We start from the raw sequence: 16,479 nt of genomic DNA, 5'->3' as shown, positions 1-16,479 counted from the left end.
CAAAATCGGCTTATTTTGTAGTCGAAAATAAAGGTAAAATCATTGGTGGAGCAGGAGTAGCACCACTCGAAAATGAAGTTGAAACTATTTGTGAATTGCAAAAAATGTATTTCCTTCCCGAAATTCGAGGTTTAGGAATTGGAAGTCAAATGATGGAAATATGTTTGCAAGCTGCAAGAGATTTTGGTTTCAAAAAATGTTATCTCGAAACGATGCCTTTTATGCACGACGCCCAAAAACTTTATAAAAAAGTGGGATTCGAATATATTTGTTCGCCAATGGGAAGTACAGGTCACGTTTCTTGCCCAGTTTGGATGTTGAAGAAATTAAGTTAAGGAAAATGATAATCAAAAACTACAGAACTCAATTCATTCAAGAGCTTTCACCAATTTACGATGTTGACGAAGCGGAAAGTTTCTTTTATTTGATTCTAGAGAAAAAACAGCAATTGAAGAGAATTGACTTGGCTTTGAATCCTGATTTGACTTTTTCAGATGAAGAAATTGTGGTTTGGAACTCTATTTTAGAACAGTTGCAACAAGAAATTCCTATTCAATATTTATTGGGAAAAACTAGTTTTTATGGCTTGAATTTCGAGGTGAATGCTGATGTTTTGATTCCAAGACCGGAAACCGAGGAATTGGTAGAATGGATTATTAGAGATTGCTTCGTTCCTCGCAATGACAAAAAATTAAAAATTCTTGACATTGGAACTGGAAGTGGTTGTATTGCGATTTCTTTGGCTAAAAATATTTCGAATGCTGAGGTTTTTGCGATTGATGTTTCTGGAAAAGCATTGGCTAAAGCCAAAAAAAATGCAGAAATCAATGAAGTAAATGTTACTTTTCTTCTAAAAAACATACTTGAAACCGAAGATTTAGAGCAACAGTTTGACATCATTGTTTCAAATCCTCCCTATGTTCGCGAATTGGAAAAACAAGAAATAAAGAAAAATGTTTTGAACAACGAACCGCATTTGGCTCTTTTTGTAGAAAATAATGATGCATTGCTTTTTTATAGAAAAATCGCCGAATTAGCCCAGAAAAACCTATCCCAAAACGGACAACTATTTTTCGAAATTAATCAATATTTAGGAAAAGAAATGATTGAATTACTTGAAAAAATGGGCTTCAAAAACATCGAATTACGGAAAGATATTTATGGGAATGATAGAATGATAAGAGGTACGATTTAGGAAATGCGGTATACGAAATTTGATTTTAGAATTAAAAAGGGCAATCGGTAAAAATCAAATATCGTATATCGTTTCACAACTTGGCGATGTGGCGAATTAATGAAGCCTTGACTTTCGGTTAAACACTGCTTTGCAAGTACAAAATTAACTTTAAATTAAGCCTAAAACCCTCCGTATTTTCAAACCACTGTTGATAAATTGTATTTATTATTTTGCTGGTTCTGTCCAAAATAAATTTGGATTATTTGTTATATATGAAGTGAATATAATTCCTGTTTTTTCATCAATCTTTTCTTTTTTCTGTGGGGTTTGTTCTATTCCATCTAAAGGTAATAATTCAACATAAGTTATTTCTTTTACATTTTCCCAAGTTTCAGTATTATATTCGCTTACTAATGGAGTTCTTAGTCTGTATAAATTTTTAGCCATATACGTCTCTAAATAATATTCTTTTGTTTGTGAACTTTTCCTGTTCCAATTGGCATCAGGGTTTAATATTAATGTTTTACCGTTTATTAACCTTTCTCGAACTTCTGCTAGCCCAAGTAATTCTCCTTTTTCATTCATAACATAAGCATCATTTGTTGGGTCAATCCAAATCCACTTTTTTAAATCATTGCTGTAAACCATATTTATTACGTGACAATCTTCAAAAATTGTTTCTTTTGGCATACAAGTTACAAATCTCGATTTTATTCCCATTGATAAGTAACATTCATTTAAGACCGTTGCCATCATTCGACAATTAACTCCACGGTTTTCAGTTTTACATACTTTTATAATATCAATTGCATTTTTTGAAACAGGATTTGTAGGTGCACTTCCATCGTGTCGAATACTGTTATGAACCCAATGCATTAAGTTTATTATTTTTGAAATTTCATTTCCAGTTCCAGCAATAGAATCTAATTTTAAATCTTTTCTAATTTTAATTAGATTTGGATTATCTGATGATTGATAACTGAAATTGGGGATAAATCTATTATCTGAATAGTCATATTTTTCAGCATTTTGTAGTTTTTGTAAATAGCTAGGTTTATAAACAATTTGTGTATATGCTTTTTTAGAATCGTTTAATAAAATAATAAAATCAAATTTTGTGTCTTTTTTTATTTCTACGTTTATTGAATCTTTGTCAGTTATAAAAGTCACTTTTTGACCTAAAGAGCTTGTTTCGTATATATCAGGATTTAGTTCAGGTGATATAGTCCACCATTGTTTTTTTAAATTTTTCCCGTCTCGAATGTCAATTTTTTTTGAGGTTGATTTGATAATTGGAATATTTTTTTGAGCATAAATTAATTGTCCAATAAGTGAAATAAGTGCAATTAGTGTGATTTTAATTTTCATAGTTTATTTTAATTTTCATTTTAATGTTCTGTTAGGATAGTATGCTTATTACCTTAATTTACTCGTATCTCAACGCTTCAATAGGATCCAATTTTGCGGCTTTTAGTGCAGGATATGAGCCTGAAACCACAGCAACAATAAAGCTAATACCAAATGCCACAATTATGGCATCCCAAGGAATTACAAAATCAAATTTCATTCCTAATGCTAACAGATTTCCTATCGAAATCCCTAATATAACTCCAGTAAAACCACCTAGTTGACCTATGAATAAAGTTTCTATGAAAAACTGAAAGGCAATGGTACTTTTTTTAGCGCCCAATGCTTTTCGGATGCCAATTTCTCGGGTGCGTTCTGTTACCGAAACAATCATTATATTCATCAAAGCAATTGAAGAACCAAAAATAGTAATCAGCCCAATCACAAATGCAGCAATCTTTAAATATCCCGTAAGGTCTTCAATCTTATGAATTAAATCATCACTTCTTGAAATAGCAAAATTATTATCTTTTACGGGACTTAATTTCCGTACTTGTCGCATTGTAATTGTTGCATTATCTACAGCTTGATCTAGCAATTCGTTTTTGTTTACCATCATACTAACGGTGTAATTAATTTTAGGTGCTGTAAATAAAGAGCGTGCAACTTGAATTGGAATTAAAACTCTCAAATCTTGGCTATTGCCAAAGGTGGACCCTTTTTCTTTTAAAACTCCAATTACTTTAAACTTGGCTCCTCGAATGGAAATTATTTTGTCGATTGGGTTGATGTCTTTGAGCAATCCTTTCGTGAAATCAGAACCAACGATGCAAGTAAAAGTATTGTTTTGGATGTCAAAAGGGGTGAAGTTTCGCCCAGAACTTGTTTCTAAACCTGAATTGGTAATAAAAGATTCATCAACTCCAACGATTGTATTTTCGGGATCTGTTTTAGTGGATTCATATTTAATTTCGGCTGTGGAAGTTGCCGTAAAAGAAATGGATGTTTCGGTAAAAGGATATTTAAATTTGTTTTTGAATGCTACCGCTTCTGGATAAGAAATGATGGGATTTATAATTTCTCTTTCCTCGCCACCGCGTCTTCGAGAGGTATTTTCATATTGATTGATGGTGAAAGTATTGGCTCCCATAGAAGCAAAATTGTTTGTCAATTTTTTTTCTAAAGCGGCAATTACAGTCAAAATAACGACCAAAGCCATAATTCCAATGGCAATTATCAACACCGTAAGAATGGTGCGCAACAATTGAGTTCTAATAGAACCCATTGCAATTCGGACGTTTTCGCGGAATAATTTAAACATAGCACTTATTTGACACGAAATTACAATTTTTGTTACAAGTTTGCTTTAGAAGATGGGATTTTTATTTTAAAATCAAGATATTTGCAAAACGAAATAGGAAGTAAGAGATTAGAAATAAGAAGTAGTACTGCTTGATTTTTAACTTCTAACTTCTAACTTCTAACTTCTAACTTTAAAAAATGGCTCAAAAACCAAGTATTCCAAAAGGCACAAGAGATTTTTCACCAGCTGAGGTGGCAAAACGTCAATATATTATAGCAACTATAAAAAGTAATTTCGAGAAATTTGGTTTCCAACCTATAGAAACTCCTTCGTTCGAAAACTCCGAAACCCTGATGGGGAAATACGGGGAAGAAGGCGATCGATTGATTTTTAAGATTTTGAATTCGGGAGATTATTTGGCAAAAGCTGATAGTACATTATTACAAAATAAAGAAAGTAACAAACTTACTTCAAGCATCTCCGAGAAAGCTTTGCGTTACGATTTAACTGTTCCTTTTGCGCGTTACGTTGTTCAACATCAAAGCGAAATTGAGTTTCCATTCAAAAGATACCAAATTCAACCGGTTTGGCGTGCTGATCGTCCGCAGAAAGGTCGTTTCAGAGAATTTTTTCAATGTGATGCCGATGTTGTGGGTTCGAAATCTTTGTGGCAAGAAGTAGAATTGGTGCAATTGTACGATTCGGTTTTCACTCAATTAGGGTTGGAAGGTGTGACTATAAAAATCAATAACAGAAAAATTCTTTCAGGAATTGCTGAAGTTATTGGGGCAAAAGATAAATTGATTGATTTTACAGTAGCATTGGACAAACTCGACAAAATAGGCGAGGACGGCGTAAAAAAGGAAATGATTGAAAAAGGAATTTTGGAATCTGCGATAGAAAAAGTGCAGCCATTATTCAATTTCACGGGAACAATTTCAGAGAAAATCAGCCAACTATCCGCATTGTTAGCTTCATCCGAAGAAGGAATGAAAGGTGTTGATGAGTTGCGATTTATTTGTGACAACGTTTCAAGTCTTGGTTTAAACAAATCAATTTTGGATTTAGATGTGACTTTAGCAAGAGGTTTAAATTATTACACAGGAGCTATTTTTGAAGTTGCTCCGCCAAAAAAAGTGTCGATGGGTTCCATTGGCGGTGGTGGAAGATACGATGATTTGACAGGAATTTTCGGTTTGCCAAATGTGAGTGGAGTAGGGATTTCGTTTGGATTAGACCGAATTTATTTGGTTATCGAAGAATTGAATTTATTCCCAGAAACAGTGACTTCTACTTCGAAAGCATTGTTTATTAATTATGGTGAAAAAGAAGCGTTTTATTCGATGATGGCCATTACAAAATTGCGCCGTTTTGGAGTAAAAGTAGAGCTTTACCCTGATAATGTAAAAGTTGGGAAACAATTTCAACACGCTGATAAACGTGGTATTCCGTTTGCTGTAATTGCTGGAGAAACCGAAATGAATGAAGGAAAATATGCTTTGAAAAATTTGCTTTCGGGAGAACAGGTATTATTGGATTTTGAAGGTTTGAAAAAAGCGTTGGTTTAATCCTTTTTTGTAGAAATAAAAAATGCCTCAATACTATTGAGGCATTTTTATTGATGGTTTAAAATGTTAATCTAGATTTTTTTTGAGCAACATTTTTTTTCTTCTTTCTTATTGCATTTAGCCATATCCGCTGCAGTACATTTTTTTCCATCAGCTATGCATTTAGCCATATCTGCTGCAGTACATTTTTTTCCATCAGTTTTGCATTTAGCCATATCTGCCGCAGTACATTTTTTTCCTTCGGCTTTACATTTTGCTTGGCATAGAGCAATTTCTTTAGGAGTCATTGTTTTAGCATTGGCATCATGTTTAGCACAACAAGATTCTTTTTTAGCATTTTCTTTGACAGCAGCCTTTGTTTGTTGTGCGCTTACATTGATTGTAAACAATACAATTGTCAATAAGGTAATTATTTTTTTCATTTTTGTTGATTAAAATTTTACAATTAGTCTTTATCTTGGAGAGATTCCAAAATTATGACCAAATATAAAAAGAAAAATTAATATGAAATAGCAGAACAGGTTAATGTTTCCTTAATTAATTTAAAATTTTTGTATCTAAGTAATAGCTAAAATTTAATGTCGTATTTTAATGAATTCCTTTGCCACAGATTTGCTTCGCCTGTTCGTTATCACTCGGGTCACAGATTAGCACAGATTAATTCGTTAATTAGCTTAAAAATCTTTTTAATCCTTCTAATCTGTGGCAAAAACTCTTTTTAATAATTGCGGCATTATATTTTTTTCGTTACTTAATTAATGATGATTTTTTTGTTGATGTTTTCTTTTGATGTTTTTACTTTTACAATATAAATTCCTGAACTAATATTTTTAATTGGAATTTGAATATTTTGTTGCTCTTGATTTTCAATTTTCCAAGTTGCAATTGATTTTCCAAGGATATTGAATAAAGTCATTTTTTCAACGTTTACGTCTGGTTTATTATTGTTTATTACTAATATATTCCCATTTTGAATATGTGTAATTTTGATGTCGTTACTTGTATTTGTAACCTTGCTTACGCCTAATGTTTTATCTGTAAAACGTAATGAAAATCTAGTGTCAGTTACTCCTATTGGAAGATTTACTTCAAATAATCCATTTCGAATATCATTGTAGGTATCGGTTTCAGTATCATAAATAAAAATAGGTTGTTCAGGAGTAAAGTTTTCCGTCGCGTCTAGTACAAATGATACTTTTCCTTCAACATTTGTTTTCACGCCAATAGGGATGGATGCATTTATGTCAAAGTAGCTAACGCCTTGAATTACTAATTGGTTTTCTTCAACCAGAAAATACATATCATTAGGGAAATCATCAATATTCAACGCATCATATCCATAATCCATTCCGCTTGTGGCTTTTTCATTCATAAACCCTAATAATACTTGACGATGGTATCCATTATTAGAATTGAAACCTAAGCGAATTTTCATATAGGTGTCTGTTGTTGGTATGGGGTCGTTTATGTTGTCTGTTGTTTTTTTAGTTTTATGATTTGCTGTGGCTTTATACATAACATTTGAAACTCCAACTTCATCTTCTTTGTGGAAACCTCTTTGGCTATTTTTAAAAATAACTGTTCCTCCCGATCCAATTTTTCCGTTTACAAAGAACCCTTGTCCTACAGGAACAAATTGATTTGGAATCCCTCTTGATGGTGAACCCAGACCACTAATGTAATCTACCCCAGATGAAGTTGGAGCAACACCTCCGGTTAAATTTCTTTCGGCATAACCACCTTGATAATCACGTAAGATATGGGTATTGTTTGTTGAATAATGTTCCCAAAAATAGAGTGTTCCATCAATGGAATCTATATTGTCGTTAATAAAGGCATTAGCATCTAAAGCAGATGGATAAGGATTTCCAGTTAATAATATTTGATCATCACCCACAGCATTCGAAGTAATCAAACCATTATTTGGTTTTCCTACAAAGGTATAATTTTGAAAGCCACCTTCTGTTCCGCTTCCTTTCATTGTGTACCCTTGTCCCACACGAATTGGAGTGGTTTCTAATATTTGATTCCAATTTGCATATTCATTGATATAGTTATCAAAAGTATATAGCCAGTAACGCGCCAGACTTATAGGAGAAGTGGCTGCTCCATCATAACCGCCAATCCAAGTGATGTTTTGTGGAGTTGATGAGGTTCCATCTTTCATAATATCTCCAATGGTGAAATCGGTGTTATTGTCGATGTAGTTTATTGTGCTTACAGGAGAACACCAATAGTTATAATTATACAAATTTGCTTGTCCTTGTTGATCTCTTTCGATAAAGCCTTCACTTGTAACATCTAAATCGCTTTCAGTCGTTTGGACTAATTGTGATTTTCCTACTAAGTCAATTTTTCCGTCTAATTTTAAATAACTGGAAACTTCTAGTTTTGAGTCATTTTCGGCACTTAATGTATTGATAGTTACTATTAATCCCAAAACAATTTTATTACCATTGGAACTGATGTTATGAGAGGTTTCAACTATATTCCAGTCTATTTTTGTTGAACTATCTATACCAATGCTATAAGGAACATCCCAAACAGCATAATGAGTCCAAGTGTTGTCTGTTTCCCAAGCACTATTTGCTCTTGATGTATAAGGAAGAGGAGCAGTTTCGGGTTGTGAAGTGTATATGTTTTTTAATTTACCATTAATTGAATTAGATGCTTTGTCCATCAAATATCCGTTATTAATATCTGTTGCTCCGTTCATTTGGTAATAGGCTAACAAATTAGTCCAACTTAATCCATTAATATTTTTTGGAATAATTGCACCTTTAACATTTCCGTTTCCATCATCATAAATTTCCTGATTCATCATTTGACGGATTTGATTAGTAGTCAATTCAATATTCCAAATGCGAAGTTCATCCATCCATCCATTAAAATAATTAAATGGAGTTATATTGTTTTGATCCATCGCTCCAACTATGAAATTTACGCTATTTGAAGTTGGATTAACTCCCGAAATTGGTCCTGCTACTAAAATACCATCTACATATAAATTGTAATCTGTACCAGAAAATGTAACTGCAACTTGATACCATCTATTACTATCAATTGGATAAGTTGAGGTTATTGAATTTCCATTATTCCAATTGAAGGAAATGTAATTATTAACTAATCTTAAATCAAATCCATCAGTTGAACTGGTGTTAAATCGTTTTGAAATAATGGTTTGAGTATTACTGTTAGTTGCTTCAGATTTTACCCAAACTTCTATGCTAAAAGAAATGCTATTTAAATTAAATTCATTTTGAAAGTTAATATGGTCGTCAATTCCGTCAAAATTGATAACGTTACAATTCTCAAAAGTAACTAAAACATCATCTGTAGTGGCGCAACTTGTTGTCCATCTTAAAGTATATATGCCAAGATTAGGGCTGGAAAATTCAGAAGTTGGACTTGTATTATCTGAAAAAATTTCTCCACCACCTGAAGGGCCACTAACGATAGACCATAAACCTGTTATTTCTGTTGCGGCTAATGTAGTTGTGTTTCCTCCGCAAGAGACTGTTTGATCAGAACCTGCCATAGCTGACAAGCAGGAAGATGTATCTATAGCTACTTTTATAGATCCATCAATTGGCAAGTGACAAGAGGTTTCATCGTATCCTTGAAAAAAGTATTTCGTAAATGGAGATGCTGACACAGCACCTGTACCCGTTATTGTGCCAGTTTCTAAAGAAACTTCTGGGCTACAACCAGCATTTAGTATAATGCTACAATCTGTTGTAACATCAAGAGTAAAACTTATATCAGCATAGATATATTCAGGGTGGTTATCTGTTATGGGTAATGATCCTAAATTCCAAAGAATTTTATTTGTGCCTGAATCATAATACGGAGTGTTTCCAGTGGTAAAACCATTATAAGTAGTATAGGTGATAGTTCCTGTATGGAAAATTGCAGTTGCTGGAATTGGAATTGTAATTATGGTGTTATTAGTGGCTTCGGTTCCTTCATTAGTAATATCAAGGGAATAATTGATTGTTTGTCCTGGTAGTGCATTCAATGTTGGAGGGTTTGTAATATTATTAATTGAATTCACGCTTATTAATCCCTTTGGTTCTGGGATATAGGCATCTACTGACATAGCAAAACCGAATATGGTAAAAACATCGGAGGATGAGCCAAATCTAAAAGTTGTAGATGTTTGATTGTTTCCGATGACTAAATTTCCTGTATTTGGAATTGTAAACATACTGAAATCTACACCAGTATTGTTTACTAAATTTGGATTGCTATCACCAACTGTTGGGAATGGATATATGGAAGAATTGAAAAAGTTATTGGTAGAATTTCCTGCGTGATTTAGCACCAAATAGTTTGCAGGATAAACTGCTGGATCGGCGTTTAGTTTTTGTACTGCTAAATAATCTCCTGATAAGTTTACATCTCCTTCAGCAGCCATTACTCCTAGTTTCATATTTACTTGTCCTGATCCAACTGTTGTAAATCCTGAGATATCAATATTTCCGTATTCGCCACCACCAGCAAATTGTCCATTTACATAAGCATAACCATCGAAAAGAGTAACGGCACGACTTTTCATCAAAGGATTTTCATAAATAACTACCATTCCCCAACCTCCGGATAAGCCTGGGTTTGAATTTGTTCCTTCTTTCAATGCGATATCGGCAACAGTATAGGATCCTGGACCATGCGCTTTTACATATGTCGTAATTTCTTGATAACCTATAAATATACCACTATTGGCTGCTCCTGGAAATCGTATGTCTGAAGTAGTTGTTACAGTGGTATAAGTAGTCGCTCCAGGTCCTTTTATAGAAACTACCATTTTGTCGTAATTTTTTGAAGGGGAATAGTTTACATTAGCGAAGCTGGTAGATTGATATTGGGCAAGACTATAGCTTTTTGATGTATTTCTTGTTAAACTATTTATTGTAAAGGTAGAACCGTAAGAAGCATCTGATGTGTAAGGAGTTGTAAATGTTGCTTTTCCTGAATTGTAGGTTACAGGAATGTCAGTAGATGCTCCGCCGTCTATTTTGAGTGTAACAATTGATGAGCCTGATGTATTATTGGTAAAACTAAATGCATAAGTATGACCGTTCCCTGTAAAATTATATATAGGATAATAATTGCTGCTACTACCTCCTAAAGCTACTGTCATTACATAGTTAGTATTTGGAATTGAGAAGTTGTGTGAAGCTGTTACATTGCTGATTGAAAAAGTTTCATTAGCATCATCTGATTTTCCTGTCCAATACAATCCTGCAAATAGAACAGTCGAGCAATTTTGTGTTGCACTATTCTCTCCCGAATTAGAAAGTTCAAGGGTTGCCATCGAAGAATTTAGAGTGTTGGGATCGCTGTCAACATCAACATACTTCATTATGTTGCTTTCATTATCTGTAGTAGCTCCATAATTCAAAAGCGTTAAGTTTATATTGCCTAGCAATGTAAAATCACCTTTGACGTTGTATATCGTTTGTGTAGGTGTGGCTGTAGAAGTTCTTTGAGTAAAATTAACTTGCGGAGATGTTATTGTTTGCGAAAATCCAAAAATGGCAATAAAAAGACAACCTAAAGTTAGGTAGATTTTATTGCCATATTTGAAAATAGTTCTCATTTCTTTTTGGGGTAAAAAGGATGATAAATCGTTGTTTATAATTCAAAATAAATAGGGGCTTTTATTTGTAAATCGCTCTTTTAATAAAGATTTTCTAAACCATTTTAGGTTTAAATTCTATTATAAAGATAATTAAAAAAAAGATAATAATTCGATTAAAAACAAATTATATCGATGAAACACACAATTTGAATTTTTTTGTAAGAAAAATATTCAAACCGTGCATTTAATAATAAGAGGAATTATAGAAAATTATTAAGAAAAAACAAAACCTCACAACTCAATATTTTGAGAGGAGGTTTTTGTAGGAAGAAACTAATTATAAAATGTTTCTTTGATCGTTTTCTATTTGAAGTCTTTGTTAATTATCTAGTACAATTTTTTTGCTTAGGTCTCCTTTTGAGGTTTTCAGTTTGGCAATATATATGCCTGAGCTGACACCTTTAATTGGAATTTGAATATTTTGTTGCTCTTGATTTGCTGTTTTCCAAGTAGCTATTGATTGACCAAGCATATTAAAAAGGATCACTTTTTCAACTGTTACATCTGATAATGTATTATTAATTACAAGGATGTTTCCTTTTTGAAAATGAGCAACTTTAATATCGTTGATTGTATTTGCAACAGCATTATTAACTCCAAGTGTTTTATCTGTAAAACACAAAGAGAATCTGTTGTCAGTTACTCCTACAGGTAGAACTACTTCGAATAATCCATTTCTAATATCATTGTAAGTGTCGGTAACATTGTCATAAATGAAAATAGGTTGTTCTGAGTTGAAGTTCTCTATAGCATCGACAATGAAACTTACTTTTCCTTCAACATCTGTTTTTACACCAATAGGGTAGGAGGCATTCGTATCAAAAAAGCCTACACCTTGAATTACTAATTGGTTTCCTTCAACAAGAAAATACATATCGTTTGGAAATTCATCTAAATTTAAGGCGTCATAACCATAGTCCATACCATTCGTTGCGTTTTCATTCATAAAACCTAATAATACTTGTCGATGGTAATTATTGTTTGAATTGAAACCTAAACGAATTTTCATAAAATTATCTGCAGGTACAGGATCGTTAATGTTGCTTCCTATATTTTTTGTTTTGTTATTTTGGGCAGTTTTAAACATACTATTCGAAACACCTACTTGGTCTTCTTTATGAAAACCTCTTTGTCCGTTTTTAAAAGTTACTGTTCCTCCTGTAGTTAGATTTCCATTGACAAAAAAGCCTTGACCCACCGGAATAAATTGACCAGGAATTCTGGAACTAGAACCTAAACCACTAATTAAAATTGGAGTGACAGGAGGTAATCCTCCAATTAAGTTTCTTGCTGCATAACCTCCTTGATAATCTTTTAAAATATGGGTGTTGTTAGTGTCGTAATGTTGCCAGAAATAGAGTGTACCGTCAATTGAACCTGAATTATCGATTATAAAAGCTGTTGCATTAAGAGCTGAAGCATAAGGATTCCCAATCAGTAATAGTTGGTCAATTCCAACGGTATTCGAAGTTATTAATCCGTTGTTTGGTTTTCCAGTAAATACATAATTTTGAGTTGCAGTTGCTGCACCACTACCTTTTAGGGTGTATCCAAGTCCTACTCGTACGGCTCCGGTTTGTCCTAATTGAATCCAATTATAGTAATCATTAGCATAATTATCAAATTTATAAATCCAATATCCTGCCAAACTTATAGGCGATGTTGGAGCTCCGTCATAACCACCAACCCAGTTAATATTTGCTGGAGAAGCTGGATTAGTACCATCTTTCATAACACCATCAATTGAATAATCTGTATTATTACTGATCGTGTTAACTGGACTCACAGGAGAACTCCAATAGTTATAATTGTAAATGTTAGATTGCCCTTGTTGATCTCTTTCAATAGAACCAGCACTTGTAACCTCTAAATCACTTTCAATAGTTTGAACTAATTGTGATTTACCTTCTAAATCTATTTTTCCGTCTAATTTTAGATACCAATCGTTTTGTATTTTGGTATCATTATTCATAATAATGTTAACTCCTGGATCAACAAACATACCTAAATCAATAGCATTTGAAGTTTCGGTAATGTCGTGTTTTACGTTTACTATTGAATAGTCATTGTCCATTATATCCAAACCTCTAACTTCGTTAGTTGGACTGTTTACTGCAGTAGCAAAATCGCCAGTTCTTTCTGTGATGAAAGGCATTGGAGCTTGTTGTACATAAATGTATTTATGATTGTAGATTTTTGTTCCAGTTAAATCAACCGCTGGAGTTGTTAAATCATCAATAATGTCATCTTTATAAGTATCCATTCTGTAGTAACGCAACAAATTAGCGAAAGGTAAAGAAGCAGGAGAAGTAGCCACATTTTTAGGGACAATCTCGCCTCTAATTTCTGAGCCAAAATCTTTTATTTCCTGGTACACCATTCTTTGCAATTGCGAATCTGTAAGTGCAACATTAAAAACACGGACTTCGTCGATTTTTCCTTTAAAATATTTGGTACTTGTACTTGGATCTTTTCCAAGAGTAAGAAGAGAAGTATCAGACGCAATAGCTCCAGTTTTAGCTTGAGTTCCCACTAGAACACCATTCAAATATAAGTTGATATTGGCTCCATCATAAGTTGCGCCTACATTGTACCATTGCGAAACATTTAAAGCGGTGTTGTACGTTAGCGTAGTTCCATTTACAACAGCTTCTAGTTTTTTGTCACTTGTAATTCTGATTTGGAATTTGTCCTGCCCTACAATCACACCGTCAGTGGAAAAAGCAGGATTCAAATCTATCCAAGCCATAAGGGATGCATTGGCTAATCCACCAAGAATAGCAGTGCTTTGTCCATAATCATTTCGACCATCAAAGTCAAGAAAAAGCTTAGTATGTAAATCTCTTGGTGAACCAAACTGGGAAGTATTAGTATCGAAAGTATCTAGAATTCCATCGTGGTCAATATCGGTTGTACCATCAATAATACCGTCATTATTGGTATCTAAAGTTTTATAATCATAAATTTTTAGTGTATTAGCAATGTCAAAATTTACACCATCGGATTTTACATCTAAATAATCAGGAATTCCATCTCCATCAGTATCTTTTAAGTAAGTAGTGTCAGGATTTGCATTTGAAATACCTTGGTTTAAATTCCCGTATTGATCAGCACCAGTGCCGTAGTCATAAATATCTAATATCCCATCGCCATAGCCTTCAAGAATCGTATCTCCATTAGTATCTTTACTTCTAAAAGTTTCAGATTCTGGTCCATCACCAACGCCATCTCCGTTAATATCACCATCTCCATTTATAAAACCAGTTACCGCATTTGAATTTCCTGCTCCGGATTCATCCACGTCAAAAAGACTATCGTTATCACTATCTAAATCTAAATAATTAGGTTGACCATCACCGTCAGAATCTAAAGCAGGTAATGCTGCAGTTGCTTCGGCGGCATCGTGAAGTCCATTTCCATTTGCATCAACCCAAGGGACATCTATTTTCCCTTTTCCACTGCTAATGCTTCCTAATCCAGTTTCAACTACATCTGGAATACCATCATTATCAGCATCCAAATCAAAAACATCAGCAATGCCATCTCCATCATAGTCGCATAAAGTTTGTGTAATTAAAATATCGTCAAGCGCCAAGTCATTACCTAAACCACCAGTTTCATTGTTAATAAATATTACTTTGAAGGCGTCTACGTTTAAAGTTAAATTTGCTGTAAATTGATACCAATCTCCAGCAAGATTTCCATTGGTAGTTGGTGCAATAGCACCTGTATTTATAGTGGCTAACACGACATCATTGCCATCTCTAAATTCTACTTTAATATTTGGTCTTAACCTAGTGGCGACTCCTGGGGCATCCGTTCTGTCAAGATTTAAAACCCAAAAGCTATAGGTTATTGGAAGATTTGGCAAAGCACCTGTTATTGAGGCAGTATAAAAAATACCTGGTGTATTTGAGGCGTTGAATATAGCCATTCTACCATCAGTATTGCCAGTATGATCACTACCCATATACCAATATTGGGCAGCCCAAGAAGCTATCTGAGCACTTGGTCCTACAGTGTATTTTCCATCATTTAAGTCTGTTGAATTTGGACTTCCTTCACAAATAGATGGGGTTGTAGCATCTTGAAAACAATAAGAGGTATAAGCGTCATAAGTTGTGTTAATAGTTGTCCTAGTTCCAGTTCCAAAGGTTTCATTCAAAAATTTATAATTTACTTTATGTCCATTTGAATTGTTGCAATTAGTCTCTTCGGTAATATCTAAAATACCATCATTATCATCATCAATATCAACATTGTCAAAAACTCCGTCTCCGTCACTATCAAAAAAAGTTTGAATTCCAATTCCTGTTAAATCAAAAGTATAAGGATTTTCATCACTGTCATTATTTACTATCGAAATGGAAGCCGTTTTAGTTCCCGAAATATTTGGATTGAAGGTTACCACAAAAGTACTGCTGCTGCCACCAACTATTGATGAGCTTGGTGCTGTTGTCAACGTAAAATCACTTGCATTAATTCCTGAAATTGAAATAGCACCTATAGTTAATGTTGGTCCACCCAAATTTTCAATAGTAAAAGTCCTAGAAATTGGTGAAGTTACTATTTGTGTAGAACCAAAATCAGTTCCATCAATTATAGAAGGAGTTGTGTCTCCGCTTACAATTGAATTGGAAAAGCCTTGAATATTGATTTCTTGTGGCAAAATCCAAGTAAGGATTAGTTTACCAGCTGCTCCATTACCTCCTTTTTTATCAGTTGTGCCAGTCGCTCTTCCTCCAGAACCACCACCTCCATATAAACTTCCTGCGTTAGGTGTTGTTGAAGTTGTGCCAGCACCTCCAGCTGCTCCTCCACCAGAATCTCCACCACTTCCACTTTTTGATCCTCCAGAACCAGTACCTTTTAATCCTGCAGAACCATAAATATCTGATGCTGTGCCTCCAATGTTCCCAGTTGTAACAGCAGTTCCTCCATTTGCAGAGAAAGAGTTAGAAGTCGCAGCATTACCTCCGTTACCACCCACCGCATTAATTAGTAAAACAGCAGGTGTTGCAGTTAATGCAAAAAATGTTGAATCTCCGTTTAGCCCTGTTCCAGTAGTCCCTAATTTTGTTTGTGCAACTGTAATAGTGTATGATGCTCCTGGAGTTACACTTAAAGAGTTGTTTTTTACATAAGCTCCGCCTGCTCCACCTCCACCAGCGGCAGGGTATCCAGTAGCACCACCACCGGCACCACCACCTCCCCAAGCCTCAACAGTTACACTAGTAACACCAGCAGGACAAATCCAGGTGCCAGTTACAGAAAAGGTAGCTGTTGTTTGGGCAAGACCCAAAAAAGGTATAAATATAAAAACTAAAAAGAGATAGACTTTTTTAGTTAGCAGGGTAGTTTTCTCCATAACGTTATTGCAAATAATCGTTTTACTTTGTTTTTTTTGAAAAAATAAGTTTGAATGCAAATTTATTTTAGGGTC

At 34.0% G+C, this 16,479-nt stretch carries 8 protein-coding genes; 3 read left to right on the top strand and 5 right to left on the bottom strand.

The window, feature by feature from the left end; all coding sequences use genetic code 11:
- Together PHC28_RS06035 and prmC are read left to right on the top strand one after the other, a co-directional pair.
- Positions 1 to 335 (top strand): GNAT family N-acetyltransferase (locus PHC28_RS06035; RefSeq protein WP_300097311.1); only part of this gene is annotated, 335 nt, incomplete at its 5' end.
- A gap of 5 nt (positions 336 to 340) precedes the next feature.
- Positions 341 to 1,195, top strand: coding sequence for a peptide chain release factor N(5)-glutamine methyltransferase (gene prmC / locus PHC28_RS06030; RefSeq protein ID WP_300097310.1), 855 nt, complete (start codon positions 341 to 343; stop codon positions 1,193 to 1,195).
- A gap of 207 nt (positions 1,196 to 1,402) precedes the next feature.
- Here the strand turns inward: prmC and PHC28_RS06025 are convergent, their stop codons facing one another.
- Positions 1,403 to 2,545: a transglutaminase family protein gene (locus tag PHC28_RS06025; RefSeq protein ID WP_300097308.1), complete on the bottom strand. Its 1,143-nt coding sequence runs from the start codon at positions 2,543 to 2,545 to the stop codon at positions 1,403 to 1,405.
- Between the two features lie 58 nt (positions 2,546 to 2,603).
- The gene (locus PHC28_RS06020) at positions 2,604 to 3,845 is read right to left on the bottom strand and encodes an ABC transporter permease (protein WP_300097305.1); all 1,242 of its coding nucleotides are present in this window, start codon (positions 3,843 to 3,845) and stop codon (positions 2,604 to 2,606) included.
- A 179-nt stretch (positions 3,846 to 4,024) separates the two neighbouring features.
- Here PHC28_RS06020 and hisS point away from each other — a divergent pair, with 179 nt between their 5' ends.
- Complete coding sequence (hisS, locus tag PHC28_RS06015) at positions 4,025 to 5,395, top strand: histidine--tRNA ligase (RefSeq protein ID WP_300097303.1); 1,371 nt, start codon at positions 4,025 to 4,027, stop codon at positions 5,393 to 5,395.
- Between the two features lie 71 nt (positions 5,396 to 5,466).
- On the opposite strand, the gene PHC28_RS06010 is transcribed toward hisS, so the two are convergent.
- The 3 genes from PHC28_RS06010 to PHC28_RS06000 all read right to left on the bottom strand — a co-directional run bounded on the left by PHC28_RS06010 (position 5,467) and on the right by PHC28_RS06000 (position 16,404).
- Positions 5,467 to 5,817 carry a hypothetical protein gene (locus PHC28_RS06010; RefSeq protein WP_300097301.1) on the bottom strand — a complete coding sequence of 117 codons (351 nt, stop codon included), beginning with the start codon at positions 5,815 to 5,817 and terminating at the stop codon, positions 5,467 to 5,469.
- A gap of 329 nt (positions 5,818 to 6,146) precedes the next feature.
- Positions 6,147 to 10,994: a LamG-like jellyroll fold domain-containing protein gene (locus PHC28_RS06005; RefSeq protein ID WP_300097299.1), complete on the bottom strand. Its 4,848-nt coding sequence runs from the start codon at positions 10,992 to 10,994 to the stop codon at positions 6,147 to 6,149.
- A 361-nt stretch (positions 10,995 to 11,355) separates the two neighbouring features.
- Positions 11,356 to 16,404, bottom strand: a complete 5,049-nt coding sequence (locus tag PHC28_RS06000; protein WP_300097297.1) for a LamG-like jellyroll fold domain-containing protein — start codon at positions 16,402 to 16,404, stop codon at positions 11,356 to 11,358.
- Positions 16,405 to 16,479: the final 75 nt, after the last annotated feature.

The sequence above is a fragment of the Flavobacterium sp. genome (genome assembly GCF_028712645.1).
Taxonomy (GTDB): Bacteria; Bacteroidota; Bacteroidia; order Flavobacteriales; family Flavobacteriaceae; genus Flavobacterium.
Note: the sequence above shows the minus strand (reverse complement) of the source record. Positions and strands in the feature narration are given on the sequence as shown.

What these genes read in the sequence shown, in the direction of transcription:
- PHC28_RS06005 (WP_300097299.1), bottom strand. Translation starts at nt 10,994, where the DNA reads ATGAGAACTATTTTCAAATATGGCAATAAAATCTACCTAACTTTAGGT.
- prmC (WP_300097310.1), top strand. Translation starts at nt 341, where the DNA reads ATGATAATCAAAAACTACAGAACTCAATTCATTCAAGAGCTTTCACCA.
- PHC28_RS06025 (WP_300097308.1), bottom strand. Translation starts at nt 2,545, where the DNA reads ATGAAAATTAAAATCACACTAATTGCACTTATTTCACTTATTGGACAA.
- PHC28_RS06020 (WP_300097305.1), bottom strand. Translation starts at nt 3,845, where the DNA reads ATGTTTAAATTATTCCGCGAAAACGTCCGAATTGCAATGGGTTCTATT.
- PHC28_RS06000 (WP_300097297.1), bottom strand. Translation starts at nt 16,404, where the DNA reads ATGGAGAAAACTACCCTGCTAACTAAAAAAGTCTATCTCTTTTTAGTT.
- hisS (WP_300097303.1), top strand. Translation starts at nt 4,025, where the DNA reads ATGGCTCAAAAACCAAGTATTCCAAAAGGCACAAGAGATTTTTCACCA.
- PHC28_RS06010 (WP_300097301.1), bottom strand. Translation starts at nt 5,817, where the DNA reads ATGAAAAAAATAATTACCTTATTGACAATTGTATTGTTTACAATCAAT.